Annotated in this window: 20 protein-coding genes; 12 read left to right on the forward strand and 8 right to left on the reverse strand. The window is 70.2% G+C overall.

The annotated features are described in order from the left end of the window. Positions 1 to 123 precede the first annotated feature (123 nt). Positions 124 to 1,836 (forward strand): BCCT family transporter, encoded by a 1,713-nt coding sequence (locus LY41_RS17720; protein WP_372493311.1) that lies wholly within the window; start codon positions 124 to 126, stop codon positions 1,834 to 1,836. Between the two features lie 118 nt (positions 1,837 to 1,954). On the opposite strand, the gene LY41_RS17725 is transcribed toward LY41_RS17720, so the two are convergent. Then, entirely contained in the window at positions 1,955 to 2,824 is an 870-nt protein-coding gene (locus tag LY41_RS17725; protein ID WP_253865162.1) for a DUF2470 domain-containing protein, read from the reverse strand. A 180-nt stretch (positions 2,825 to 3,004) separates the two neighbouring features. Here LY41_RS17725 and LY41_RS17730 point away from each other — a divergent pair, with 180 nt between their 5' ends. Beyond that, complete coding sequence (locus LY41_RS17730; RefSeq protein WP_308292279.1) at positions 3,005 to 3,865, forward strand: hypothetical protein; 861 nt, start codon at positions 3,005 to 3,007, stop codon at positions 3,863 to 3,865. A gap of 192 nt (positions 3,866 to 4,057) precedes the next feature. On the opposite strand, the gene LY41_RS17735 is transcribed toward LY41_RS17730, so the two are convergent. After that, on the reverse strand, positions 4,058 to 4,660 hold the full coding sequence (locus LY41_RS17735; protein ID WP_253865164.1) for a TMEM165/GDT1 family protein: 603 nt from the start codon (positions 4,658 to 4,660) through the stop codon (positions 4,058 to 4,060). A 275-nt stretch (positions 4,661 to 4,935) separates the two neighbouring features. Between LY41_RS17735 and LY41_RS17740 the strand changes: the two genes are divergently transcribed. The 4 genes from LY41_RS17740 (at position 4,936) to LY41_RS17755 (ending at position 12,460) form a co-directional block, all read left to right on the forward strand. Then, positions 4,936 to 6,501 carry a cytochrome ubiquinol oxidase subunit I gene (locus LY41_RS17740; protein ID WP_253865165.1) on the forward strand — a complete coding sequence of 522 codons (1,566 nt, stop codon included), beginning with the start codon at positions 4,936 to 4,938 and terminating at the stop codon, positions 6,499 to 6,501. Between the two features lie 342 nt (positions 6,502 to 6,843). Next, positions 6,844 to 7,866, forward strand: a complete 1,023-nt coding sequence (cydB, locus tag LY41_RS17745) for a cytochrome d ubiquinol oxidase subunit II (protein ID WP_253865166.1) — start codon at positions 6,844 to 6,846, stop codon at positions 7,864 to 7,866. Further along, entirely contained in the window at positions 7,863 to 11,303 is a 3,441-nt protein-coding gene (gene cydD, locus LY41_RS17750) for a thiol reductant ABC exporter subunit CydD (protein WP_253865167.1), read from the forward strand. The genes cydB and cydD overlap by 4 nt, the downstream gene beginning before the upstream one ends. A 23-nt stretch (positions 11,304 to 11,326) precedes the next feature. Then, positions 11,327 to 12,460: a GAF domain-containing sensor histidine kinase gene (locus tag LY41_RS17755; RefSeq protein ID WP_253865168.1), complete on the forward strand. Its 1,134-nt coding sequence runs from the start codon at positions 11,327 to 11,329 to the stop codon at positions 12,458 to 12,460. Positions 12,461 to 12,625: 165 nt separating this feature from the next. Here the strand turns inward: LY41_RS17755 and LY41_RS17760 are convergent, their stop codons facing one another. Next, on the reverse strand, positions 12,626 to 13,279 hold the full coding sequence (locus LY41_RS17760) for a response regulator (RefSeq protein WP_253865169.1): 654 nt from the start codon (positions 13,277 to 13,279) through the stop codon (positions 12,626 to 12,628). A gap of 161 nt (positions 13,280 to 13,440) precedes the next feature. Here LY41_RS17760 and LY41_RS17765 point away from each other — a divergent pair, with 161 nt between their 5' ends. Continuing rightward, positions 13,441 to 14,163 carry a DUF427 domain-containing protein gene (locus LY41_RS17765; RefSeq protein WP_253865170.1) on the forward strand — a complete coding sequence of 241 codons (723 nt, stop codon included), beginning with the start codon at positions 13,441 to 13,443 and terminating at the stop codon, positions 14,161 to 14,163. Between the two features lie 294 nt (positions 14,164 to 14,457). On the opposite strand, the gene LY41_RS17770 is transcribed toward LY41_RS17765, so the two are convergent. Then, entirely contained in the window at positions 14,458 to 14,964 is a 507-nt protein-coding gene (locus LY41_RS17770) for a hypothetical protein (RefSeq protein ID WP_253865171.1), read from the reverse strand. Between the two features lie 606 nt (positions 14,965 to 15,570). Here LY41_RS17770 and LY41_RS17775 point away from each other — a divergent pair. Then, positions 15,571 to 17,784: a coiled-coil domain-containing protein gene (locus LY41_RS17775; protein ID WP_253865172.1), complete on the forward strand. Its 2,214-nt coding sequence runs from the start codon at positions 15,571 to 15,573 to the stop codon at positions 17,782 to 17,784. Between the two features lie 31 nt (positions 17,785 to 17,815). Next, positions 17,816 to 18,784 (forward strand): hypothetical protein, encoded by a 969-nt coding sequence (locus LY41_RS17780; RefSeq protein ID WP_253865173.1) that lies wholly within the window; start codon positions 17,816 to 17,818, stop codon positions 18,782 to 18,784. 45 nt (positions 18,785 to 18,829) lie between these two features. Here LY41_RS17780 and LY41_RS23690 read toward each other — a convergent pair whose 3' ends face one another. The 4 genes from LY41_RS23690 to LY41_RS17795 form a co-directional block, all read right to left on the reverse strand. Next, complete coding sequence (locus tag LY41_RS23690) at positions 18,830 to 18,955, reverse strand: hypothetical protein (RefSeq protein WP_301297270.1); 126 nt, start codon at positions 18,953 to 18,955, stop codon at positions 18,830 to 18,832. A 455-nt stretch (positions 18,956 to 19,410) separates the two neighbouring features. Beyond that, positions 19,411 to 20,343, reverse strand: a complete 933-nt coding sequence (gene coaA / locus LY41_RS17785; protein WP_253865174.1) for a type I pantothenate kinase — start codon at positions 20,341 to 20,343, stop codon at positions 19,411 to 19,413. A gap of 157 nt (positions 20,344 to 20,500) precedes the next feature. Next, positions 20,501 to 20,902: a VOC family protein gene (locus LY41_RS17790; protein ID WP_253865175.1), complete on the reverse strand. Its 402-nt coding sequence runs from the start codon at positions 20,900 to 20,902 to the stop codon at positions 20,501 to 20,503. 226 nt (positions 20,903 to 21,128) lie between these two features. Continuing rightward, positions 21,129 to 21,800 carry a macro domain-containing protein gene (locus LY41_RS17795; RefSeq protein ID WP_253865176.1) on the reverse strand — a complete coding sequence of 224 codons (672 nt, stop codon included), beginning with the start codon at positions 21,798 to 21,800 and terminating at the stop codon, positions 21,129 to 21,131. An 81-nt stretch (positions 21,801 to 21,881) separates the two neighbouring features. Between LY41_RS17795 and pheA the strand changes: the two genes are divergently transcribed. From pheA to LY41_RS17810, 3 genes are all read left to right on the forward strand, one after another. After that, positions 21,882 to 22,793, forward strand: coding sequence for a prephenate dehydratase (pheA, locus tag LY41_RS17800; protein WP_253865177.1), 912 nt, complete (start codon positions 21,882 to 21,884; stop codon positions 22,791 to 22,793). Further along, a complete protein-coding gene (locus tag LY41_RS17805) occupies positions 22,790 to 23,407 on the forward strand; it encodes a histidine phosphatase family protein (protein ID WP_253865178.1) in 618 nt (205 codons plus the stop codon). Before pheA ends, LY41_RS17805 begins: the two co-directional genes overlap by 4 nt. Before the next feature lie 115 nt (positions 23,408 to 23,522). Continuing rightward, positions 23,523 to 24,218, forward strand: coding sequence for a DUF4232 domain-containing protein (locus LY41_RS17810; protein WP_253865179.1), 696 nt, complete (start codon positions 23,523 to 23,525; stop codon positions 24,216 to 24,218). Positions 24,219 to 24,413: the final 195 nt, after the last annotated feature.

Consider the following 24,413-nt stretch of genomic DNA (forward strand, 5'->3'; position numbering starts at 1 on the left):
TGCCGACCGGGGGAATCGTGAATCATCACGATCCCGCTAACAATGCGGCCGGTTATCCATAAATCGCCCGAACGGCCTACTAGGGTGCAGCGGTTGAAAGAAACGATGAAGGAGGAGAGCCTCGTGGCGGAAACGTCAGAAGCTGAGGCCGCGCCATCCACATCGCCGAAGGACACATCGTCTGGTCACATGGGGATCGCGCCGAGGGTTTTCTGGCCCTCTGTGATCATCGTGCTGGCCTTCGTCCTGCTCTCCGTGATCTTCCCCGACACCGTCGCGGAGATCGTCGGAAACGTCCAGGACGTGGTGATCGGCACGTTCAGTTGGTATTACCTGCTGCTCGTGTCCGTATTCGTGGTCTTCGCGATCTGGATCGGTGTCAGCCACTTCGGTGACATCAAGCTCGGACCCGACGACGAGGGGCCGGAGTTCGGCCTCGGTTCGTGGTTCGCGATGCTGTTCGCGGCCGGCATGGGTATCGGTCTGGTGTTCTGGGGGGTGGCTGAGCCACTCAACCACTTCGCCGGTATCCCGAACCGGGCTACCGGGATCGAGGAGGGCACCGAAGCAGGTGCCCACGAGTCGATCCTGCAGACGATCTTGCACTGGGGTCTGCATCCGTGGGCGATCTACGTCGTGGTCGGTGTGGCCATCGCGTATGCCATCCACCGCAAGAAGCGTCCGGTGTCGATCCGGTGGGCGCTCGAGGGCGTGCTCGGTAAGAAGGTCAACAGCTGGATCGGTGACGTCATCGACGTCGCCGCGATCTGCGGCACCCTGTTCGGTGTCGCGACGTCGTTGGGTCTCGGCGTCATGCAGGTCGCAGCCGGGTTGAGCTTCATCGACGTCATCGAGGAGCCGAACAACCTGACCTACGTGGTCCTCATCGGTGCGATCACGACGGCCGCGGTGATCTCCGTGGTCACGGGTCTGAAGAAGGGCATCAAGTACATCTCGAACATCAACCTCGGCCTCGCGGCCGGGTTGCTGCTCTTCGTGCTGATCGCCGGTCCGACCCTGTTCATCTTCCGTGACGTGGTCCAGTCGTTCGGCGACTACCTGCAGAACATCCTGCAGATGAGCGTCAACACCACGGCCTACTCGGGCGAGAACGGCACCGAGTGGCAGGGCTGGTGGACCACGTACTACTGGGCCTGGTGGATCTCGTGGGCGCCCTTCGTGGGTGTGTTCATCGCGCGGATCTCGCGTGGCCGCACGGTGCGCCAGTTCGTCGCCGGTGTGCTGCTCGTCCCGACCGTGGTCGCGATCATCTGGTTCTGCGTCATGGGCGGCACCGCGCTCTACCGTGAGCTGTGGGGCCAGGGTGGCCTGATCGGCGTCGACGACGCAGGCGCAGCGACGGTCGACACGAACACGTCGCTGTTCGCCCTGCTCGACGCTCTGCCCGGCGGGTCGGTGGTCATCGTCGGCGCGATCATCCTGATCGTGCTGTTCTTCGTGACCTCGTCCGACTCCGGTTCGCTGGTGGTCGACATGCTGTCCTCGGGCGGCGACCCGAACCCGCCGGTGTGGAGCCGGGTGTTCTGGGGTGTCGCCGAGGGTGCGGTGGCCGTCGCGCTGCTGTTGCCGGGTGAAGGCGGTGCGCTCGACACACTGAAGCTGGTCGCGATCCTCATCGCGTTGCCGTTCAGTGTCGTGATGATCGGTATGTGTGTATCGATCTGGCGCGAGTTCAGCGCGGAACGCAGAGCGGCGCTACGCGCACAACGGCGCATGCAACGCGACGAGCTCGCCGATCACGTGACGAGCAACCTCGTGGATGCCGGCATTGTCGAGGACCCGGAGAACGGGGACAGCGGCAACACCAAGGCGTAACGCCTGCCGGTAGCGCACGACGCGCGAAACCAACGGCGCCCCCGGGAGTCATCGTGCTCCCGGGGGCGCCGTTTTCGTGCCGAGGTACGCGTGTTTCGTGCCGGGGTCCGCGTGTCGTTCAGCTCTGCGGGCCGAAAGGGCAGCCGATGAGCCTGCGCAGGGCGAGTCCGAGCTGCTGGCGGCAGTCGACGGGTTCGCCGAAGGCGAGGCGCACGTCGTGGTCGGCGGTGGTGCCGTCGGCGGCGGTGTCGTCGGTGGGTGTGCGGAACGGGTCCGCGTCTCCGAGGTCGCCGGGGTGTTCGACGCGCAGGCGCAGGCCGTAGCGGTCGATGCCGAGCGGGCGGATACGGCCGCCGCGGAGTTCGTCGGGCAGGTGCCGGGCGAGTGCGGTGACGACCTCGGGGTGGGCGTGTTCGAGGTGCCGCAGCCACGCGGTCTCCTGTCGGCAGAACGGGTCGGGACTGGCCGAGCCGAACGTCTGAGCGGTCAGCGAGTGCGTGCCTTCGGGGTCGGCGAGCACGAACGAGGCGGGTACGAGATCGAGCATCGTCAGTCCGTGCCCGAGGTCGAGCAGACTCGGTTCGGCGCGCTGCTCGGCGATCGTGGCGGCGCGGGTCCGGGCGGTGCGCGGGTCGAGCCCGCGGAGCCAGCCGGTGAGCCACAACAGGCCGCGTACGGGACTGCGCAGGGAGACGGGCGCCTCGTCGGTGATCTCGAGCGTGACGGCGAGCTCACCCTGCGGCGTGGCGGCGCCGGTGGTGTCGGCCGGGTCGCCGACGGCGAGCACGAGCGGGTCGTCGTCGGGGAGCAGAATGCTGGCGCGGCCGCCTGCGTGCACGTGGTGCAGGACGGGCTCGGTGTGCGGGCCGGACGCGGGTTCGCGGGCGACGGCAGGCATCAACACGGCGGGTCCGCCGCGGGCGGCGATGCTCTTGGCGCGCTGCGCGGGACACGGGGTCCGGGGTGCTTGCGGACGGGTACGGGTCACCGGTCACCTCCAACTAAGGTGAGGCTAACCTATTTCCGCGATGAGGGGAATGCGCGATGAGGGAAATTCCCGAGCGGTCCTGGTGAGGCGGGGCGCGGCGGTGCCGGCCACCGGTCTGTCGGCATCCCGATATTCAGTCCGGAAGCGGGCGCTATTAGCGTGTGAAGGGTGTCAAGCGCTGTGGAACTCACGCCCCCCGGCCCTCGCGGAGTCCCTCCGCTGTTCGCTCGACTCGTTGACGACTCGGTGCTCTTTCCGCCCAGTGAGGCGGCGATGCCGGAGGCCCTGAAGGGTCACTTCGCTTCTCGTGGCGGAGACAGGTCGGGTGTGCTGGGCGTTTTCCTGTGCCAGGCGTCGCGCCTGCCCGAGTTGATCACGGAGCTCATCAAGATCAAGCCCGCCGAGCCGCTCCCGCTGTCGCTGATCATCGACACGGGTCTCGGCGGGGTGCCGAAGGCGATTTCGATCGTCGAGTCCCGGAGCGAGCTGCTGGCGCTGAAGATGGTCGAGATGCCCGCGCCGTCGGACGTCGACGAGGTGTGGCTCGAGCGGGTCTCGGAGTTCGTTCCCGAGGACGTCGTGCGCGTGGTGGAACCGCGGCGCGGCGTCGGCTGGCTCGACGGTGTGCAGAAGGTCGTCGAGCACGGCAGCAGGCCGAAGATCCGCTGTGGGGGTCAGTCGCCGGAGAACTTCCCCGGTCTCGACGAAGTGGCCGACTTCCTGTCGGTGGTCGCGAGTTCGACGGGTGCGACGTTCAAGGCGACGAACAGCCTGCATCGCGCGGTGCGTCACACCGCCGACGACGGTATCGAGCACCACGGTTTCCTGAACCTGCTCGTGGCGACGGCGCGCTGCCTGTCCGGTGGGGATGTGCGCGGGGCGCTGGCGAGTACGGACGGCGCTGCCTTGGCTGCGGAGGCCCGCGGTTTGTCCGACGAGGCAGCGGCGGAGGTGCGTGCGATGTTCGCCTCGTACGCGTGCGCCGAGTTCGACCGCCCGGTGGGAGACCTCGTGGACCTGGGGCTGCTCGGGGCGGAGTGACCTCGGGACGGAGTGACCTCGGGGCGGTGTGATCTCGGGGCGGTGCGACCTCGGGGCCGAGTGATCTCGAGGCGGTGTGATCTCGGGATGGAGTGAGCCGGGCCGCTCGCTCGGGCGGGTGGTCCGGACGAGCGAGCGGCTGTCGTGGCCGCACTCCTTCCTGTGGGCCCGCCGGGACTTGCCGTGGCGGGGTCAGCCCAGCAGGGCGGAGCCGAACGCGTAGGCGGCGAGCCCGGCGAATCCGATGCCTGCGGCGCGCTGCAGCAGGTGCGGGCGGACGCGATGGCGGAGCTTGGTGCCGACGACGATCGCGATCGCAGTGACGCACGCCACGGCGGCGAAGGCACCGAGGCCGACGGCGACCGGCTGTCCGTAGCGGGCCGCGAGGCCGGCCGTGGCGAGCTGGGAGGCGTCGCCCCATTCGGCGGCGAACAGGACGCCGAAGGACGCGGCGGCCGCGCGCAGGAACGGGACCCGTGCCGGTCCGGCGCGCATGGCGTCCTCGCCCGTGTCGTCGGTCGAGCGGAACCCCGAGCGAAGCAGGATCGCCGCGCCGACACCGAACATGACGCCGGCGGCGACCGAAACGAGACGTTCGGGAAGCAATGTCAATGCGCTGCCGAATACGACGGCCACGAGCGTTTGAATCGCGAATGCGGCGGTGACACCGGTCCATACGGCGCTCGCGCGATAACGCGTGGTCAGCACCAGTGTGGCGACCGTGGTCTTGTCCGGCAGTTCGGCCACGAAGACCAGCGCAAACGCCGTGAGGAAGGCCGGCAGCACAGTGGACATCAGTAGTTTCACCCCTTGGTCACTTCAACGATAAAGGGGAATTGCCGAAAATCAAGCCGATCGACCTCGCGAATCGGCATTTTTGGCACCCGTGGAAATTGCACTGACCCGTGGCTCACAATTTTTTTCGGGGTGCCGAAATTGTTGGCTGTGGAGCGGAAACGTCCGTGGCGGTGGTGGCGGGCGGGTGCACGCGCGGGCAGGACCTACGTCCTGTCGTAGTCGGGACCGGTGTACCTGTCGGGCGGGTGTGCGCGCGGAGCAGAGTCGTGGTCGTGGAAGTTCTGGAGCTCGCGCGGTGGCAGTTCGGGGTCACGACCGTCTACCACTTCCTGATGGTGCCGTTGACGATCGGCTTGTCGGTGCTGGTCGCGGGCATGCAGACGGCGTGGGTGCGCACGGGTGACGAGCGCTACCTGAAGATGACCAAGTTCTGGGGCAAGCTGCTGCTGGTCAACTTCGCGATGGGTGTGGTGACCGGCATCGTGCAGGAGTTCCAGTTCGGCATGAACTGGAGCGAGTACTCCCGGTTCGTCGGGGACGTGTTCGGTGCGCCGCTCGCCATGGAGGGGATCGTCGCGTTCTTCGTGGAGTCGGTGTTCCTCGGTCTGTGGATCTTCGGCTGGGATCGGCTGCCGAAGCGGGTCCATCTGGCGTGTGTGTGGGCGTTTTCGCTGGCCACGGTGGCATCGGCGTACTTCATCCTGGCGGCGAACTCGTGGATGCAGCACCCGGTGGGGGTGGAGTTCGTCGACGGGAAGCCGACGATGAACTCGATCTGGGCGGTCCTGACGAACAACACGGCACTGGCCGCGATTCCGCACACCGTCGCGGGGTGTTTCGCGGTGGCCGCGGCGTTCGTCGTGGGTATCGCGGCGTGGCGGCTGTGGCGCAGGCGAGGCGGTGACGACGAGCACCGCGCGGTGTGGCGTTCGTCGGTGAAACTCGGCGCGTGGACGGGCGTGGTCGCGTTCGTGGTGCTGGTCGTGACGGGCGATTTCCAGGGCAAGCTGATGTTCCAGCAGCAGCCGATGAAGATGGCGGCGGCCGAGGCCCTGTGTCACACGGAGGAGCCGGCGAGCTTCTCGATCATCGCGGTCGGGGACGTGGCGGACGCCGATTGCGAGAGCGTGAAGACCTTCACCGTGCCCGCGTTGCTGTCGTTTCTGGCGGAGGGTGACTTCTCGTCCGAGGTCAAGGGCGTGCAGCAGCTGACCGGGGAGTACGAGGACAAGTACGGCTCGCACTATCCGGACGATCCGGCGCTCGGCGAGCTGGCGGGTCAGCCGATCGACTACGTGCCGAACCTGCCGGTGACCTACTGGGGTTTCCGGATCATGATCGGCTTCGGTGCGCTGTCGGCGCTGATCGGTGTGGCCACGTTGTGGTTGACGCGTGGTGGGCGGATCCCGGGCGGCCGCTGGTTCCCGTGGATGGCGCTGGGCAGCATCGCGCTGCCGTACGTCGCCAACAGTGCGGGGTGGATCTTCACGGAGATGGGCAGGCAGCCGTTCGTGGTGGTGCCGAACCCGGATCCGAGCGGCGTCGACGGGGTGTGGATGCACACCGCGATGGCCGTCTCGCGCGTGAGCGAGGGCGAGGTGTGGTTCTCGCTGGTGTCGCTGACGCTGTTGTACGCCGTGCTCGGCGTGGTCGAGGTGTATCTGATGGCGAAGTACGTCCGCGGCGGTATCGAGTCGGTGATGCCTGCGCGAGGCGGTGGCGGTTCCGGTGGCGAGGGCGGCTCGCGTGGTGGCGCGGGAGGGGGCGGTCCTGGTGGCGGAGATCCGGCCACCGGCGACGGTTCCGAGGGGGACGAGCCGTTGTCGTTCGCGTATTAGCGCCGGGCCCGGTTCGTAGTCGGATTCGTGGTTCGTGAACGCCGCCGACGAGTGGCCCACGGACAGCAGAGGAGCAGTGGTGATTGTGGAGTTCAGTAGGCATGCCCCCGCCCGTCCCGGGGGACGATCCCAACTCCAGTCTACCGCCTCGACGGCTGTGCCCAGGGGTTGTGCAGCAAGTTGTGGACAACTCGGCACGTTGTGCACAACTCGTTGGGGAAAACAGGTTTCACCTGAAACATGTCGGGGCCGCGTGCTAGGCGCCCGCGACGATGCCCGCCGAGGTGCCTCGCGCCCTCTTTCCGCGGCTCACCGGCACACGTCGATGCGGCAGGGGTACTGATGGAACTCGAGGTCGTCTGGTTCGTCGTCATCGCCTTCCTGTGGCTCGGCTACCTGTTCCTCGAAGGCTTCGACTTCGGCGTCGGGATGCTCCTGCCGGTGCTCGCCCGCAACAACACCGAGCGCCGCGTCATGATCAACACCATCGGGCCCGTCTGGGACGGCAACGAGGTGTGGATCATCGTCGCCGCCGGCGCCACGTTCGCCGCGTTCCCCGCCTGGTACGCGGGCCTGTTCTCCGCCGCCTACCTGCCGCTGCTGTTCGTGCTGCTCGCACTCATCGGCCGCGGCGTCGCCTTCGAGTACCGCGGCAAGGTCGACTCGCAGCGCTGGCGCCGAGCCTGGGACAAGGTCATCGTCATCGGCTCCACCGTGCCGCCCATCGGCATCGGCTTCGTCATCTCCGCCACCGTCCTCGGCCTGCCGCTCGACGCCGACGGCAACCGGGTCGGCTCGGCCTTCGCAGCCTTCCGCTGGGACACGCTGCTCGGGGCACTCGCCGTCACCGGCTTCTCCCTGCTGCACGGCGCCGTGTTCATCGCGCTCAAGACCGACGGCGACATCCGGCGCCGCGCACGCCGCCTCGCCACCGCCATCCTGCCCGTCGCGATGCTGCCCGTCGCCGCCTTCGCGGGCCTCGTGCAGCTCCGCCACGGATCGGACTGGACGTACGTGCCCCTCGCCGTCACCGTCGCCGCCGCGCTCATCGCCTGGTGGCGCATCGCCGCCGGACGCGAAGGGCAGGCGTTCGCCGCGCTCGGCGTCGCGATCACCGGCACCGTCGTCACCCTGTTCGGCGCCCTGTTTCCCGACGTCCTTCCCTCCACACTGGACGCCGCCCACTCGCTGACCGTCCACAATGCCTCCTCCGGCGACTACACCCTCACGGTCATGACCTGGGTCGCGGCGTTCGGCACCCCGGCGGTGCTCGTCTACCAGGGCTGGACCTACTGGGTCTTCCGCAAACGCATCAAGACCTCCCACATCCCCGCTCCCCACACCGCACAGCAGGGAACCTCATGAGCCGTCCCACCCGCGACACCCTTTCCGCTACCGGCACCGGCGCCGAACCGTCCACACCGGACACGCCGGGCCGGTCGCGGGTGGGACACGGCCCGCTCGGCGCGCTCCCGGCACTGTCACCGGCGGCGCGCCGAGCGTTGGCCGCATCCGGCGTGCTCGCGCTCCTCAACGCCGCATGCCTCGTCGCGCAGGCGTTCCTGCTCGCCTCCGTGCTCGCCGACGTCGTGTCCGGGGGAGGAGCCGAACGCACCGGCGACCTCGCGCCCCGGCTCGGCCTGCTCCTGGCCACCGTCGTCGCGCGGGCCGTGCTGGCGTGGGCGATCCGCGTCGTCGCCGCCAGGGCCGCCGCGGGCGCCAAGGAGGAGCTGCGCGCCCACGTCCTCGACCACGCGCTCCGACTCGGCCCCGAATGGATCGCCCGCCGCGGCCCCGGCGAACTCACCGCACTCACCACCACCGGCCTCGATGCGCTCGACGCCTACTTCACCCGCTACCTCCCGGCGCTCGTCACCGCCGCCGTCGTGCCCCTCGCCGCGGGTGCGGCCGTGCTCGTCGCCGACTGGCCCTCGGCCCTGCTCATCGCCATCACCCTGCCGCTGCTGCCGCTGTTCGGCGCGCTCATCGGCTCCTACACCCGCGACCGCGTCGCGGCGGCGAGCGATTCCGTCGCCCGGCTGTCGGCCCACGTCCTCGAACTCGTGCGCGCCCTGCCCGTACTCGCCGCGTTCCGCCGCGCCGACGCGCAGGCCGACACCGTCCGCCGCGTCTCCGACCGGCACCGCCGCGCCACCCTCGGCACCCTGCGCGTCGCGTTCAGCTCGGCCTTCGCCCTCGAACTTGCCGCGACCCTGTCGGTCGCCCTCGTCGCCGTCGTCATCGGCGTGCGCCTCGCCGGTGGCGACATGCCGCTCGCGATCGGACTCGGCGTGCTCCTGCTCGCACCCGAGTGCTTCGCGCCGCTGCGGGCCGTCGGCACCGCGTTCCACGCCAGCACCGACGGCGTCGAAGCCGTCCGCCGCGTCACCGACGTGCTCGCCGAACCCGCACCCTCCGACGGCACCCTGCCCCCGCGCCGCGGCGACATCCGGGTGCGGAACCTGCGCGTCCACCGCCGCGGCGGCGACGCCCCCGACGGCGAGACGTTCACCGCGCGAGCAGGGCAGACCGTGTGGCTGCGCTCGCCGAGCGGCGCCGGCAAGAGCACCACCCTCGCCGTCCTCCTCGGCTTCGTCCGCCCCGACGCGGGCGACGTCGAGGTCGCCGGCATCCCCCTCGCCGACCTCGACCCCGACGCCTGGCGCGAATGCATCGGCTGGGCTCCCCAGTCGCCCTCGTTCACCGGGGGCACCGCCGCCGAGATCGCCCTCGCCGCCCCCGCACTCGACCCCGCCGACACCCACGACCTGCTGCACCGCCTCGGCCTCGACGGGCTCGCCGACCGGCCCGTCGCCACGCTCTCGGTCGGCCAGCGCCGACGCCTCGCCGTCGCCCGGGCCCTGGCGCGCGTGCGCGCAGGCGCATGGCTGCTGCTGCTCGACGAACCCACCGCGCACCTGGACGCAGGCAACGCCCGCCGCGTCCAGGAGCTCATCGACGAGGCGGCACGCGCAGGCTGCACCGTCATCGTCGCCGCCCACGACCGGGCCGCGCTCAGCACCACCGGAACCGGCACCACCGGCACCGGCACCGACCTGCCCGGCGCCCACGAGGACACCCACCCCTCCGAGCACCCCACGGCCCCGGCCCGCCCCACCGCGCTGCGCAGACTCGTCGACCGGCGATTCCTCGGTGGCGTCGCGCTCGGGGCGGGTTCGCTGCTCGCCGGGGTCGCGCTGACGGCCACGTCGGGCTGGCTCATCGCCCGCGCATCGCAGCAGCCGCCGATCCTCATGCTCAGCGTCGCCGTGGTCGGCGTGCGCACCTTCGGCCTGGCCAGGGCCGCGTTGAACTACGCCGAACGGCTCGTCACCCACGACGCCGCGTTCCGCATCGCCGCCGCACTGCGCGTCCGCCTGTGGCGCGTGCTCGTCGCGCGAGGGCCGGCCGCCGCGTTGCGCCGCGGCGCGGACCACCGCCGCCTCGTCGGCGACACCGACACCGTCCGCGACCTGCTGCCGCGCGTGCTCACCCCACCGCTCGTCGTCGGCACCGTACTGATCGCCGCCTGCACCGCCGTGACCCTCGTCCTGCCCGCGGCGGGACTGGTGCTCACCGCCGCGGTCGTCGCCGCCGCGGTCGCCGCACCGTGGACCGCTCTCGTCGTGGAGCGCCGCGCCACGACCACGCTCGCCGCGGGCCGGCGCCGGCTCGACGAGCGGGTGCTCGCCCTCTTCGACACCGCGGCCGAACTGGTCGCCGTCGGCGCTCACCGCCGCAAGCGCCGCGCACTGGCGCGGCTCGACGGGCGGCTCGCCGCCGCGGCGCGCAGACAGGCCTGGGGCGAGGGCGCCGCCGACGCCGTGATCGCCGCCGCCACCGGCGCCGCCGCTGTCGCAGGCGCCTGGCTCGCCGCGGGCGCCGTCGACGCGGGAACGCTGGCCCCCGTCGCCGCACCCGTGGTCGCGCTCGTGCCCCTGGCGCTCGCCGAGGTGCTCGCGCTGCTGCCACCCGTCGCCCAGCACTGGGACACCCTCCGCGCCGCCCGCGCCCGCCTGGCCGACGCCGGCAGCGACACCGACGACAACGCCGACACCGACGACAACGCCGGCACCGGCAACGCCGCCGCCCGCGGGCCGCACCCGGATCGCGAGCAGGAGCGCGAGCAGGAGCGCGAGCAGGAGCGCGAACCGGCACAGCACTCGGGGCGCATGCGGTTGCGCGGCGCCGACATCGCCTGGCCGTCGAGCACGCGCCCGGTGCTGCGCGGCGTCGACCTCGACATCCCGCCCGGCTCGCATGTCGCGGTCGTGGGCGCGTCCGGCGCGGGCAAGTCCACGCTCCTGGCCGCACTGCTGGGATTCCTGCGGCCGGTGCGGGGTGAGGCGGACGTGCCCGAGCGGGTCGCGTGGGCACCGCAGGATCCGCAGTTGGTCTCCACGACCGTCGCCGAGAACCTGTACCTCGCCGACCCCCACGCCACCGGCGCCGAGCTCGCCGACGCCCTCCGCACCGCACACGTCGACCTCGACCTGCACACCGTGCTCGACTCCGCGGGCGCCGGTCTGTCGGGCGGGCAGGCGCAACGGATGGCGCTCGCCAGGGCGCTGCTCGCCGCGCCCGGCGCCGACCTGGTCCTGCTCGACGAGCCCACCGCCCACCTCGACGAGGCGACCGCCGACCGGGTCCTCGCCGACCTGCGCGGCGCGTTGGCAGGAAAGACGGTCGTGCACGTCACCCACCGGCCGGACGAGGTCGACGGCGCCGACCTGGTGCTGGAGATCACCGACGGCCGGGTGCACGCGCGAGCCGCGACACGTCCGCGGGCGCACGCGAGGTGAGCGGTCGTACCGTCGGAAGTCTGATGGAACCGAACGTCGCCGCGCGGGCCCTTTCCGCCGCCACCGAGATCACGACGACCGTGCTGTCCGGGGACGATCCCGACGCCGTACTGCCCATGGTCGTGCGGCACGCCGGGCAGATCGCCGACGCCGATCTCGGCCTGCTCATGGTGCGGGACGAGGACGGCAGCGTCACCGTCGAAGCCGCCTACGGCGCCGACACCACGGGGCTCGTCGGGCTCGTGCTGCCTGCCGAGTCGGCGGCGGGCCGGGTCGCGGGCGGTGCCGAGCCGGTGTTCGCCGACGACGTCACCAGCGACCCGCGTACCTCGCAGTTCGTGCCCGCCGGACTCACCGGTTACGGCCCGTTCGCCGCGGCACCGTTCGGCACCGGCGGCAAACGGCTCGGGGTGCTCACCGCGTACCGGTTGCCGCACCGCGCGCCGTTCGACACCGGCACCGGTGACCTGCTCACCGCGTTCGCGGGACAGGCAGGGGTCGTGCTCGCGCTGGCCGACGGCGCCGACGCGCGCCACCGGTTGAGCCTGTATCAGGAGCGCGAACGCATCGCCCGCGAACTGCACGACGTCGTCGTCCAGCGGCTGTACGCGGCGGGCATGCAGCTCGACCGCGTGCATCGCAGGCTGCACCGGCGGTTCGCCCGCACCGAACGCGACCGGCTCGGCGAGGCCATCGAGCAGCTGGACCAGACGATCGAGGAGATCCGCGGCACCGTGCGCGAGCTGCGCTCGCCCGAACCCGTGCCGGAGACCCCCGACGCCAGTGACCTCGCCGAGTCGGCACGCTCCGAGGTGCGCATCGCCGGGGAGCTGCTCGGCTATCCGCCCACGCTGGAACTGTCGGGCGAGCTGGCCGGCATTCCCGGCGAACGCGGCGACCACATCCGCGCCGCTCTGCGGGAGGCACTGTCCAATGTGGTGCGGCATTCCGGCGCGAGCGAGGTGCGGGTGACACTCGAACGCGATGACCGCGAGGTCCGGCTGCGCGTGCGCGACAACGGATGCGGCGTTCCGGCCGACGTCGCACGGCGCGGGCTGCGTCATCTCGCCGAACGCGCCGGAGCCGCGGGTGGCCGCTTCGACGTCAATTCCTCACCCAGCATGGGCACGATGGTCGCCCTCGAAATCCCGCTGTAGGGGGCTGCCGGTAGTGCACCGCGACGTCAACACGGACTCCGGAGATCCGCAACACGGCCCCCGGAATCCGCAACACGGCCCCTGGAACCCGCAACACGGCCCCTGGAACCCGCAACACGGCCCCTGGAACCCGCAACACGCGTGCACGAGTGCAGGACACGCGAGTCAGGGGGTGCGGTTCGGGTTTGCGGTGTGGCGGGCGACCCATGCGGCGGCCTGGGTGCGGCGTTGCATGCCGAGTTTGCCGAGCAGCGATGTCACGTAGTTCTTCACGGTCTTCTCGGCGAGGAACAGGTGCTGCGCGATCTCGCGGTTCGACAGGCCCTGGCCGATGAGGTCGAGGACGCTGCGCTCGCGTTCGGACAGCCCGGCCATGCGGTCGGCCTCGGCGTCCCCTCGCATCGTGTCGAGCAGCCGGGCGGTGGTGACCGGGTCGAGCAGCGACCGCCCCGCGCCGACCTCGCGCACCGCGTGGACGACGTCCTGCCCGCGGACCTGCTTGAGCAGGTATCCCGATGCTCCCGCACGGATGGCGCCGACCATGGCTTCCTCGTGTTCGAAGGCGGTGAGCACGAGACAGTACGGCGGGCTGCTCAGCGCACGTAGCCGCCGGCACAGCTCCACCCCGTCGCTCTCGTAACCGCCGAGCCGCATGTCGACGACCGCCACGTCCGGTTCGACGTGCAGCGCGACCGCCACTGCCTCGTCCGCGGTGCCGGCCTCGGCGGTGACCGTGATGTCCGGTTCGTCGCCGAGCAGATCGCGCAGCCCGCGCCGGACGACCTCGTGATCGTCGACGAGGAGCACCTGGATGGCCATGAGTCGAGGTTACGTCCTCGCCGGCGAGGACGTGCGGCACGCGAGGCGCTGCCTACGTCACCCGATGAGCCGTCACCCGATGAGCCGCCACCCGATGAGTGCAGCGCCGATACGGAGGTTCGACGCTGAAACCCGCCGTCGACGCGCGTACCGTCACGGCCATGGTCGCCGAGGAGCCGCGTACGGAGCAGTCCGCGAAGCGGGTGAGGGCAGTGCTGGCGGGAGTCGTCGTCGCGGACACGATCCGCCCGCTGCTGGTGTGGGAGAACCCGTACTACCCGGCGTACTACGTGCCGCGCGAGGACGTCCGCGGCGACGTGCTCGTCCCGAGTGGACGGACCCGCGCGTCGCACCTCGGCGACGGGCAACTGTCGACCGTGCGCGCGGGCGGGCGGGAGGCCGTCGACGCCGCCGTCGAATACCCCGGCGATGCGCTGGGTGGCCACGTGCGGCTGGATTGGCCCGCGATGGACCACTGGTTCGAAGAGGACGAGGAGGTCTACACCCATGCCCGCGACCCGCACACGCGGATCGACGTCCTGCCGAGTTCGCGGCACGTGCGCATCGACATCGACGGCGAACCGGTCGCCGAATCGCACTCGCCGTGGTTGCTGTTCGAAACCGGCCTGCCGGTGCGGTACTACCTGCCGAAACCGCATGTGCGCCTCGACCGCCTGACCCGCACCGACACCGTCACGCACTGCCCGTACAAGGGCGCGGCCGAGTACTGGTCCGTCGGCGAGTACCCCGACATCGCCTGGTCGTACCGCAACCCGCTGCCCGAGAGCGAGCGCATCGCCGGGCTGATCTGCTTCGCCGACGAACGAGTCGACGTCCACGTGGACGGCGTACTCCAGCAGCGCCCGCAGACGCCGTGGTCGTGATCGCGGCTCATTAGCTATGCGGCGAGCCGTGGTGAGCTGAACTCAAAGGAAATGACGGAGCGGCCCCTATATGTTCCCCGGAAGACGTGCTCAGATTTTTCCATCGACCCCATTCGAAAGGGGGCCAGAGTAGCAATTTGCAAGGCCGTCGCCATACTTGGCGTATTTCCATCCGAGCCGGTTCGCTGCCGCCTGGCATGAATCCCTTGTTTGCTGCTCCTGCTTCCACGTGTAGTACAGGTATACGACAAGCATCAGTGGTGATAACACAAACCAGAACCAATCGGGCATTGGTCACTCCGGAAGATTTCTGATAATCGATTCTGCGGCCTTGTCTGCAACGGCGCAGGCATCCTTCTGAAGGTCTCCGCCCTGATTTACAATACTGACGACCGCGAACTGCTGCTTGGGGTCACCGGAATCCAATTTCACGCTCACGCCGCAACCTGAATCCGTGGCCTCGAGTCGCTCACCTCCGACTCCTGAAATATCTACGGATTCGCCAGTTGTCATCTTGCTCATATCCTGACCGCGGATGACGTTAAAACTGTCGAAGCCTGTTTGCGAACTGAAATCGCACTGGTAGTCGGCGGGAGTCGTCTCAGTATCGTTAGTCTCGAGTATACGGTTTGCTGCCTTTTTGGGGAGCAATGAGCACGCATCGCCGTCCGGCAGGCGTTTTGACGTCGAGGCTGGCTCAGCACCCCCTTCGCTTGCTCCGCAGCCAGTCGCAAGGAGCAGGAGGGCAGCTGCACAAGTTGATGTCACGCTGCTTCTCACCAGATGAGTTCGCATTTTCACGCCAATCTATCTTGCTCTGAAGGTGTTCATATCCTCTAAGGGTTTCAGTAACGTTGTGCAACCGTATCTGTTCGGGATGTGCAGGCTGGTTCTGCGGTGCATCGACCCAGAGGGCGCGTGACCGGTCTGGACACGCTGAGATCATTCGTGGGGTGCGCCTTGCCGCACGTCGGGGTTGGCAGGCCGTGTGGTCGGGACCGCGGCTGCCGTCCATACCGGCAATTCGACCGTTGCAGCTCCGCGGCGTCATAGTTGACGGCCCAGGGCCTTAGCGTTGTGGTCGCTTTGGCCGATGACCGGGAACTGCTGGCTCCCGTCGTTCGTCGAGAGCTTTACGCTCACGGTGCATGTGGTTTGGCCCGTGGCTTTTGATCGTGGCCCCAGTCACCTGCCCAGTTTGATGGGGTTGGCCTGAGGAAGCTGGGGCAGGTAACGACGGGTGGTGCGGGTGCGCTGCACCGTGTTCGACGCTCAGCTCCGCGATGTCGCACCGTCGGCCTTCTTCACTGCCGCCTCCACGATCGGGGAGGTTCGACACGGTGTTTTCACACCCTCGAAGGACATTCCTCCCGGTAGTGCCTCGAAGACGGTTGGATACCGAGAGGTGTGAAGGGGGACGAGATGGAGAACTGGCGGCACGAAGCTGCCGAGGCGGTCGGTACGGAGACCGCCCACGTCGGGGGAGAGGAACAGCTCACCGAGGACACGTGGCACGAGCTGGGACCGGTGCGCGATTCCGAGGACGGTCCGATCGTGGACCTGCGGGGGACGCGCCCCGGCAGGCTGCTCGACGTGCGCCTCGCCGGGTCCGCCGGTCCGCGGGAAGGCGCGGCCGTGCCGGTCGGGGTGCGCCTGCGGCGCGGTGTCCTGCGGCTCGACGACCCCGGACCGCTACCCGCCGAATGCGATCGCGCCTGGGCGCGGATCGCCACGGCCGACCATCGCGCGAGCCTCCTGCGCGGCCTCGGGTTCGCGCCGCTCGCGGACCGGCTCGCCGCCGGCAAGCCCGACCGTGCCCACGGTGAGCCGAAACGTGCGTGCTTCCTGCCCGGCGTCCGGCTGATCCGGGGCGGCCCCGGCAGCGGCAAGACGACACTGCTGAAGGAAGCGGCCGACGAACTCGCGCGGGAGGGGCACCGCGTGCTGCTGCTGACCCGCACCGAGCAGGTCCTCATATGTGTCCCCGACCAGGCGCGGCTGACCGTGCAGCAGCAGCTGGCCGATCTGTCCGTGGCCGAATCGCGACTGCCGGAACTGCGGGAACTGCTGCACGGATTCGACCGGGCCGCCTACGACGCGGTGCGGCGCCGCATCGACGACCAGCTCCACGCCGACGAGCTCGAACAGCAACTCGCGGCAGCGCAACGGGACTACGGCGCCGCGGCCGCCGACCTCGCGCAGGCACGGCAGGAACTGCGCCGCGCCCGCAACGACTGGTCAGGCGCCGCCGACGGCAGGCGCAACCTGACCGAGGTGCGGGCACTCACGGCGCAGCTGGCCGACGTCGACGCCGAGCTGGCACGGTTGCAGCTGCGCGTCGAACGGCGCCCGTATCGCGGCCGGAACCGCGACCGCAAGGCGCTGTACCGCACGGAACGAGAGCGTGATGCGCTACGTCAGCGCATCACGGTGGCCAGCGACGCGGCGATCACCGTCGAACGGGCCTCCGCCTTGGACACCGCACTGTCGGATGCGCATCACTGGCTCGACGAGGCCGCACGCGACGAATCGGAGGCCTACACCCGCGTCCAGCAGTTGCACGCCAAGATCGCCCAGCTCCGTTCGACGAAACCGTCCGAGCAGGACATGCGCTTCCACGCCGAATGCGTCCGCCGTGGCCTACCGGATCTGCAGACCGAGTACGACGACCTGGTGCGTAACTCCTCCGGGCAGGCGGCGCGCCGCGGCCAGCTCGAGGAACGGCTCTGGTGGCTCGGCGAGGGTGCCTGCGTGGCGACCGACGGCCCGGTGCACTGCTCCGACACGCTGCCGCACGGCGACGCGAACACCCGGTTCGACGTCGTGCTGATCGACGATGCGGGCAGCAGGCCGCTGTCCGAGGTGCTCGCCGCCGTGGGCCTGGCCCGCCACACCGCCGTCGTCGCGGGCGACCCCGATTCGCCGCAGCCGTGGCTGGGCCCGCGGCTGCGCGGCGAGGCCGGGGTGCGCCGCTGGTGCGGGGCGACGGTGTTCTCCCACTGCGGTATCCGCACCGCCGAGGATGCCCGCACCCACGCCGGCTGTTACGTGCTGACCGCGTCCCGCCGGGTGTCGCTCGAGCGCACCACCGGCGGACGTCACCCCGGCAACCGCGATACGGACGCCGGTATGGACGACACCGGTGTGGACGCCCGTGCGGGTGGCGGCGGGTACACCGCTCGGAGCGCCGGCCGGGTGGTCGTGCTCGACACGGCGGGCGAACCGCTGCGTCACGCCGGCATCATCGCGTCGCTGCCCCGCGGCTCGGCGGTCATCGCTCCGCACCGGACGGCTGCGGCACACTGGCTCGACGCGGTGGGCCGCAGGGACGATCTGGCCGTCGGCACGGCGCGCACGATGCACGGTGAGGAGTTCGACGTCGTGCTCGTCGACCTGGTCTCGGACGACTGGCACGCCCGCACCCGCGCCTTCGCCTCCGCGACCAGCCGGGCGCGCGCCACGCTGTACCTGCTGGCCGATGCGGCCTCGCTCGCGTCGGCGGCACCGGGGACGCCGCTCGACCGGGTCCGCAAGGCCGGCGCGGAGGTGCGCGCGGTGGGGGACACCGGGGTGGTGCCGGAGCCGAGAGCTACCACCGAGCCGGCAGTCGTGGCACCATGATCCGGTGCGTCGACCCGGTGAACCTGCGCAGGTGACCGCGGTACTCGACACCCTCCAGCGGATGCTCGACGCGGGTACGCAGGCCGACGTCGCCCGGATCGCGCGCCTCGCCGTCGACCGGATCGCCGCGTCGGGGAAGGAGACCGCCGACGGTGCCGCGGCCGATGCGGCATCGCTCGAGCGGGCGCTCGCTCTGTACGCCCGCGCGTGCGCGGTCCGTCCGCCCGAGGCGTCGGGGCTCGCCGACTGGGTGCTGAGCCTGTCGTTCGGCGACCCGGCCTGCACCGTCTCGCTGCACGACTTCGCCGATGCGCTCGGTGCGGACGGGCTGGCGCGCATCCGGTCCACTGTGGATGAGCGACTTGCGGAGTCCACAGTGGAACAGCCGGATCCGGTCGCGGAACGGCTCGCACAGGAGATCGCCGAACTGACCGGCGAGGTCGACCGGCTGGTGGCCACCTGGGAGAAGCTGCTCCCGAACAGCGAGGTCAGCCTGAAGATCGTGCGGGTGCTGCGCGCGGCGGGCAGGCACTCCGAGGCCGTCGCGCACGCTGCGCGTGCCAGGGGCAATGATCCCTCGCGGATCGGTGAGCTCCTCGCTGCGGGCCGCGACGACGACGCGTGGACGCTCACCCGGAATCTGCTCAGCGGCCACGGCGGCAGCGGCCACGGCGGCAATGGTCGTGGCGGCAGCGGCGGTTCGGGTGGACAACCGCCTGCCGGCCCCGCCGGTGCCGTCATCGACCTCTACCGCGGGCACATCGAATCCCTCATCGAGGCCAGGGACGCCCGCAACCCGGCCACGAACTATGCGCGAGCCGCGGTGGCGCTGCGCCGGCTGCGGTCCCTGTATCGCGACGCCGGGACACTCGCCGAGTTCACCGATTACCTCGCCGGACTCGTCGAGCAGCACCGGCGCAAGACCCGCCTGCTGGACGAGATCCGGGCGGCCCGCATCGCGTTGCCGAAACAGACGCAGCAGCCACTGCGGGGGCTGTGAGCCGTCACCGGTGCCGCCGTGGCCGCCGGTGGGACGGTTCCTCGGTCAGGGTGCGGTTTTCTGTTCCCGGCGGGACTCGTCCACGTCGAGCACGACGGCGCCGCACGCCATCGCCAGCAGTACGACGATTCCGAGAATCGCACCGATCCAGGTCACGATGGTCGCCAGCATGGCTACCGTCCCTTCCCCCTCGTAGGCGTTCGTGTTCGTTCACCAGGGTCGGGCCTGGACTGGACCGCAGCCATCGGCCAACCGGCTAAACCCCGTGCCTTCCGATCGACCGAAAGCACGAGAAAACGTCGCGCTCCGCGGTCAGTGGAACCCCTGGGCAGCATGTGAGTGAACAGGCGTGCCACGGTAGTCCGGTGTGAGCGGCTCCGCTGCCGGAATGACGGACACCGCGGTCAGCATGCGACCTTCGGAGGAGTGCCGACAACGCTCGGCTCCGGCGCCGGACCACGGCCGGGACCATGCCGGTGACCTCCGGCGACCGGATGTGGCGCCCCGGATGTGCCGCTGATCACCGCCGGTTGCCGTCCGACTGGGGGCACCCGTACCGAGCATCGTCACCGAATGCGACCAGTGAGCACCCGCAAATCCGGCTGTGTCCTCCCCGGCCGTCCTCGTCAGAGCTTGCGCAGGCGCACACGGTTGATGGAGTGGTCGCCGTCCTTGCGCATGACGAGCGTCGCGCGCGGGCGCGTGGGCCGGATGTTGTCCACCAGATTCGGCTCGTTGATCGTCTTCCACAGGTGTTTTGCCTCGAAGCGGGCGTCCTCGTCGGACAGGCCCGCGAAATGGTGGAAGTGCGAGCTCGGGTCGGCGAACGCGGTGTGCCGTAGCTCGAGGAAACGCTCGATGTACCAACGTTCGATGTCACTGGTGTGGGCGTCGACGTACAGCGAGAAGTCGAACAGGTCCGACACCGTCAGACTCGGGCCGGGCTGCAGCACGTTCAGGCCCTCGACGATGAGGATGTCCGGGCTCTGCACGGTCTGCTGCTCGCCGGGCAGGATGTCGTAGGCACGGTGCGAGTAGACGGGCGCGTGCACCTCGGAGGCGCCGGACTTGACGTCGGTGACGAACCGCAGCAGTGCACGGCGGTCGTAGCTTTCGGGGAAGCCCTTGCGGTGCATGATCCCGCGGCGCAGCAGCTCGTCCCGCGGATACAGGAATCCGTCGGTGGTGACGAGGTCGACGCGCGGATGGTCGGGCCAGCGGGCCAGCAGGGTGCGCAGGATGCGCGCGGTGGTCGATTTGCCGACCGCGACGCTGCCTGCGACGCCGATCACGAACGGGGCCTTCGCGGGCCGGGAATCCTCGCCGAGGAACGTCGTGGTGGCCTCGTACAGCCGTTGGCGAGCGGCCACCTGCAGGTTGATCAGCCGGGAGAGCGGCAGATACACCTCGGCGACCTCGGTCAGGTCGATCTGCTCGCCGAGGCCCCTCAGTTTGACCAGTTCGTCCGCCGTCAGCGGGAGCGGTGTGGAGCGCCGGAGCTCCCGCCACTGGTCGCGCTGCAATTCGACATAGGGACTCAGCTCACGGACCCGTGGCATTCGCTCACTCCTCGCCCGTCGATGGGCCGGCCTTCCCGCGGCTTTCGTAACGCAGTTCTTACGGTAAGGCGTGGTGCCCGGAAACGGACTGTGACGTTGTGCACCTCACCGGCGGCGTTGCCAGGGTCGCGTTCGTGAGCGCTCCTCGTTCGCCGGTCTATGCGGGATCGGGGGCCGCGGTGGCGATCTGGATCAGGTTGCCGCAGGTGTCGTCGAGCACGGCGGTCGTCACCGGGCCCATCTCGACGGGCGGCTGGGTGAACTCCACGCCGAGTGCGATCAGCCGCGCGTGCTCGGCGTGCACGTCGTCGACGGTGAACGCGGCGAGCGGGATACCGTCGGCGCGCAGCGCGTCCCGGTAGGGCTGCACCGCGGGGTGGCCGGACGGTTCGAGGAGCAGTTCCGTGCCCTTCGGGTTCTCCGGCGACACGACGGTCAGCCAGCGCGCTCCGCCGCCCATGTCCACGTCGTGCTTGGTGCGGAAGCCCAGGACGTCGGTGTAGAAGCGGTGGGCTTTCTCCTGGTCGTCGACGTACACGTTCGTCAGGTTGATTCGCATGGCCTGCTCCGTCTCGGTGTCGGATCGGTGTCGGGCGGTCCAGCTCACTTGCCTCCCGCGGGGCCCGCGGGAGGTGCGCTGCCGGGGAGTGCGCCGTCGGCGTCCGGATCGGCGCGTGGTCGACCGGAGCGATCGAGCCATCGCCCGGAGATCTGTTCGAGCGGGCCGGTGTCGAGGTGCTGTGAGATCGCCTGTCGCGACGAGGCGAGCCCGTGCCGGTGGGATTTCAGCCGAAGACCTCGTCCCACGCGGCGGAGACCTGATGGGCGCAGGTTTCCGGCGCGACGCCGCCGACGCCGGTGCCGAGGCCGGGCAGCGCGATCGTGGTGACGGCCTCGCGCAGCGGCAGCGCCTCACCGGTCTCCGCGCCGTCCACGTCGTCCGGCCCGTCGGGGCCTTCGGTGGTGTCGGCCGTGCCCTCGGCCCACAGCGTGAACACGGCCTTCGCCGCGAGGTAGGGATGCACGGTGTCCGGTGGCAGCTGCTCACCGGGTTCGCGCATCGTCGGTGCGCTGATCAGCCAGGCGGGCATCGGTTCCCCGGTCGGCACGACGAGCGCCTCGCCGACGGGCAGCTCTCCACCGTGGTAGGCCAGCACCGCGCTGCGCACGCGCTGTTCGATGCCGGGAAACGCCTTGGCGTACATCGCGTCGATGCCCCCGCGCATCCAGCCGTACGAGTTGGCCGGGCTGACGACGGCGTGCGCGCCGACGTCCAGTACCGAACCGCGGTGGACGCTCACCGGTCCGGAAACCTTGCCGGCCACCGATTCCCACGCGAGAGCCAACGGTTCGTCGACGGCGCACAGCACGACTTCCGGTGCGGCCGGACGGCGGTTTGCACCGGTCACGTCAGCCACACCATTCCACGTTATATGGGTGCCTGATTCGGCGGTCACCCGTCCAGGATCGCAAATACCCGCGGGTTGTGTAACGGGCTGTGGGAGTGAACATTTTCGCGGTCGGTAACCTTGCCGGTTGTGGTACGCATAGCGTTCTTCGGCCCGGAAGGCACTTTCACCGAGCAGGCCGCGCGGAATCTCGCCGGTGCTGATCGGCTGTTCCCGGTCGAGACAATCCCGGCAGCTTTCGACGCCGTTCGCAGCGGAGCGGCCGAGGGCGCGTGCGTGCCGGTCGAGAATTCCGTCGAGGGCCCCGTCACGGCGACGCTCGACAGCGCCGTCGACGGCGACCCCCTCGTGGCGGTCGCCGAGGTGCTGCTGCCGATCCGGTTCAGTGTTCTCACGCGTTCCGACGCCCCCGATCCGCCCCGCACGGTCGCCAGCCACCCGCACGCACTCGCGCAGGTCCGGGACTGGCTGGGTGAGCACCTGCCGGAGGCACAGCAGCTGGTGGCGTCGTCGACGGCCGGTGCCGCGGTGGGGGTGGTCGACGGCGAGTACGACGCCGCCGTCGTGGCACCGGTCGCAGCGGAGCATTACCCGTTGCGGGTGCTGGCCACCGACGTCGCCGACCTCGCCGATGCGCGCACCCGTTTCCTGCTGCTGCGCAAACCCGGCGAGCTGCCCGAACCGACGGGAGCGGACCGGACGTCGATCGTCGTCGCCGCGGCCAACCGCACCGGTTCGCTCGCCGGTCTGCTCGCCGAGCTCGCGATGCGCGGCATCAACCTCACCCGGCTCGACGCGCGGCCGGTCAAGGGTGACTACGGCACCTACCGGTTCTTCTTCGACTTCGAAGGCCACGTCGCCGAACCGCGTATTGCCGACGCACTCGCCGCGCTGCGGCGGCGTTCGACGCACGTCCGGTTCCTCGGTTCGCATCCGCGCGCCGACGGTGTGGCGGCCACACTCGAAGCGGGTGCGGGTAACGACGACTTCACCGCGGCCGACTCCTGGGTGGAGGCCGTCCGGAAGGGAGAACTGGCGTGAGGTTGTACCTGGTGCGGCACGCCCAGAGCGAGGCGAACGTCCACAAGATCCTCGACACCGCGTTGCCGGGGCCGCCGCTGACCGAGCTGGGCCGGCAGCAGGCCCGTGACCTGGCGGAGCGGCTGGGCGACGAGCCGATCGCGGCGGTGTACACCTCTTACGCCACGCGTGCCAAGCAGACGGCCCGCCCGTTGGCCGATGCGCTCTCGCTGGAGGTCACGCCGTTGCCTGGGGTGCAGGAGGTCGGCGTCGGCGACCTCGAAGGCCGCGGTGACCAGGAGGCCCTCGAGCTGCACGGCAAGATCGTCGGCCGATGGCTCGACGGGTGGCTGGACGTGCCGCTGCCCGGCGGTGAGACCGGTCACGAGGTGCGGGACCGGTACCTCGCGGCGATCGGCGGGCTGCGCGACCGGCACTACGGCTCCGGCGAGGCGGTCGTCGTGGTGAGCCACGGTGGTGCGATCCGGTTCGGTGCCGAATGGCTGGCGGGGAATGTGACCTCGGAGATCGCCGACAACGACCTGTTGCCGAATACCGCGGTCGTGCGGCTCGACGCGGATGCGAACGGCGGGTGGCGGTGTGCCGAATGGGCCGGCATCACCGTCGACAATTGACCCCCCATCCGGTCAATTGTTATCGCACCTTGACCGGATGAGGAAAGTTACGCGCAACCGAAGCGTGTGTGAAACGTCTTCCGGGTAGCCGAGATTCCGGCAAGGGAGGCGCGTGATGAACAAGATTCGTGAAACCGCTTCGTACCCGTCGGTCGTCGCAGGGGCGGCGATTCTGGCCCTCGTCCTCGCAGGCTGTGGTGGCCCGGCGGGAACGTCCGAGTCACCGGAAGCGGGGCAGTCGGCCGCGTCCGCCGCGAACGGCTCCGGTGATTCGGCCGGCTCCGACAACTCCGGCGGCACGCCCGATTCCGGCGACCGGCCGGGAGACGCCGTCACGGGCACCGCGCCGAAACAGGCCGTGCCCACGAACGAACGGGCGGGTGGCACCGGCGAATGCCGCGCCGCCGACCTCGAACTGTCCCTCGGCCGCGGGGAAGGCACCGCGGGCACGAACTACCGCCCGCTGCGCTTCACCAACGTGTCCGGCACCCCGTGCGTGATCCACGGTTTCCCCGGGGTCTCGTACGTCGCGGGCGACGACGGGCACCAGGTCGGCACGGCCGCGTACCGCACCGGGGAGAAGGGCGCTCCCGTGACGCTCCGGCCCGGGCGGACCGCGCACGCGGACGTCGGGTTCGTGCAGGTCCGCAACTACGATTCGGCCGACTGCAAGCCGAGGCCGGTTCGCGGCCTCCGCGTGTACCCGCCGCACGAGACGAACGCGATGTTCATCGCGGCTCCCGGCACCGGGTGCGCCGAGTTCCCGGACGGGCAGCAGCTGACCGTCGCGACCGTGCAGCCCGGCCGCTGAGGAAACCGACGCTGAGGAAACCGACGCTGACGGATCCCGGCCCTGATGAGCGGGTGCTGCCGAGCAGGCGCTGCCGGAGCGGGTGCTGCCGGAGCAGGCTGCTCCGGGGTCCCGCTCACGCCCTGCTGTGCCGTTCCGGCCGGTGCGTCCCGGCTGCTCGGCATCCCGGCTGCTCGGCGCCGTCCCGGTTGCTCG

The sequence above is a fragment of the Prauserella halophila genome (genome assembly GCF_024171895.1).
Classification (GTDB): Bacteria; Actinomycetota; Actinomycetes; order Mycobacteriales; family Pseudonocardiaceae; genus Prauserella; species Prauserella halophila.

Coding starts and splice junctions, on each gene's coding strand:
- LY41_RS17735 (WP_253865164.1), bottom strand. CDS start 4,660: ATGTCCACTGTGCTGCCGGCCTTCCTCACGGCGTTTGCGCTGGTCTTC.
- cydB (WP_253865166.1), top strand. CDS start 6,844: ATGGAACTCGAGGTCGTCTGGTTCGTCGTCATCGCCTTCCTGTGGCTC.
- cydD (WP_253865167.1), top strand. CDS start 7,863: ATGAGCCGTCCCACCCGCGACACCCTTTCCGCTACCGGCACCGGCGCC.
- LY41_RS17755 (WP_253865168.1), top strand. CDS start 11,327: ATGGAACCGAACGTCGCCGCGCGGGCCCTTTCCGCCGCCACCGAGATC.
- LY41_RS17760 (WP_253865169.1), bottom strand. CDS start 13,279: ATGGCCATCCAGGTGCTCCTCGTCGACGATCACGAGGTCGTCCGGCGC.
- LY41_RS17765 (WP_253865170.1), top strand. CDS start 13,441: ATGGTCGCCGAGGAGCCGCGTACGGAGCAGTCCGCGAAGCGGGTGAGG.
- LY41_RS23690 (WP_301297270.1), bottom strand. CDS start 18,955: ATGCTGGCGACCATCGTGACCTGGATCGGTGCGATTCTCGGAATCGTC.
- coaA (WP_253865174.1), bottom strand. CDS start 20,343: ATGCCACGGGTCCGTGAGCTGAGTCCCTATGTCGAATTGCAGCGCGAC.
- LY41_RS17790 (WP_253865175.1), bottom strand. CDS start 20,902: ATGCGAATCAACCTGACGAACGTGTACGTCGACGACCAGGAGAAAGCC.
- LY41_RS17810 (WP_253865179.1), top strand. CDS start 23,523: ATGAACAAGATTCGTGAAACCGCTTCGTACCCGTCGGTCGTCGCAGGG.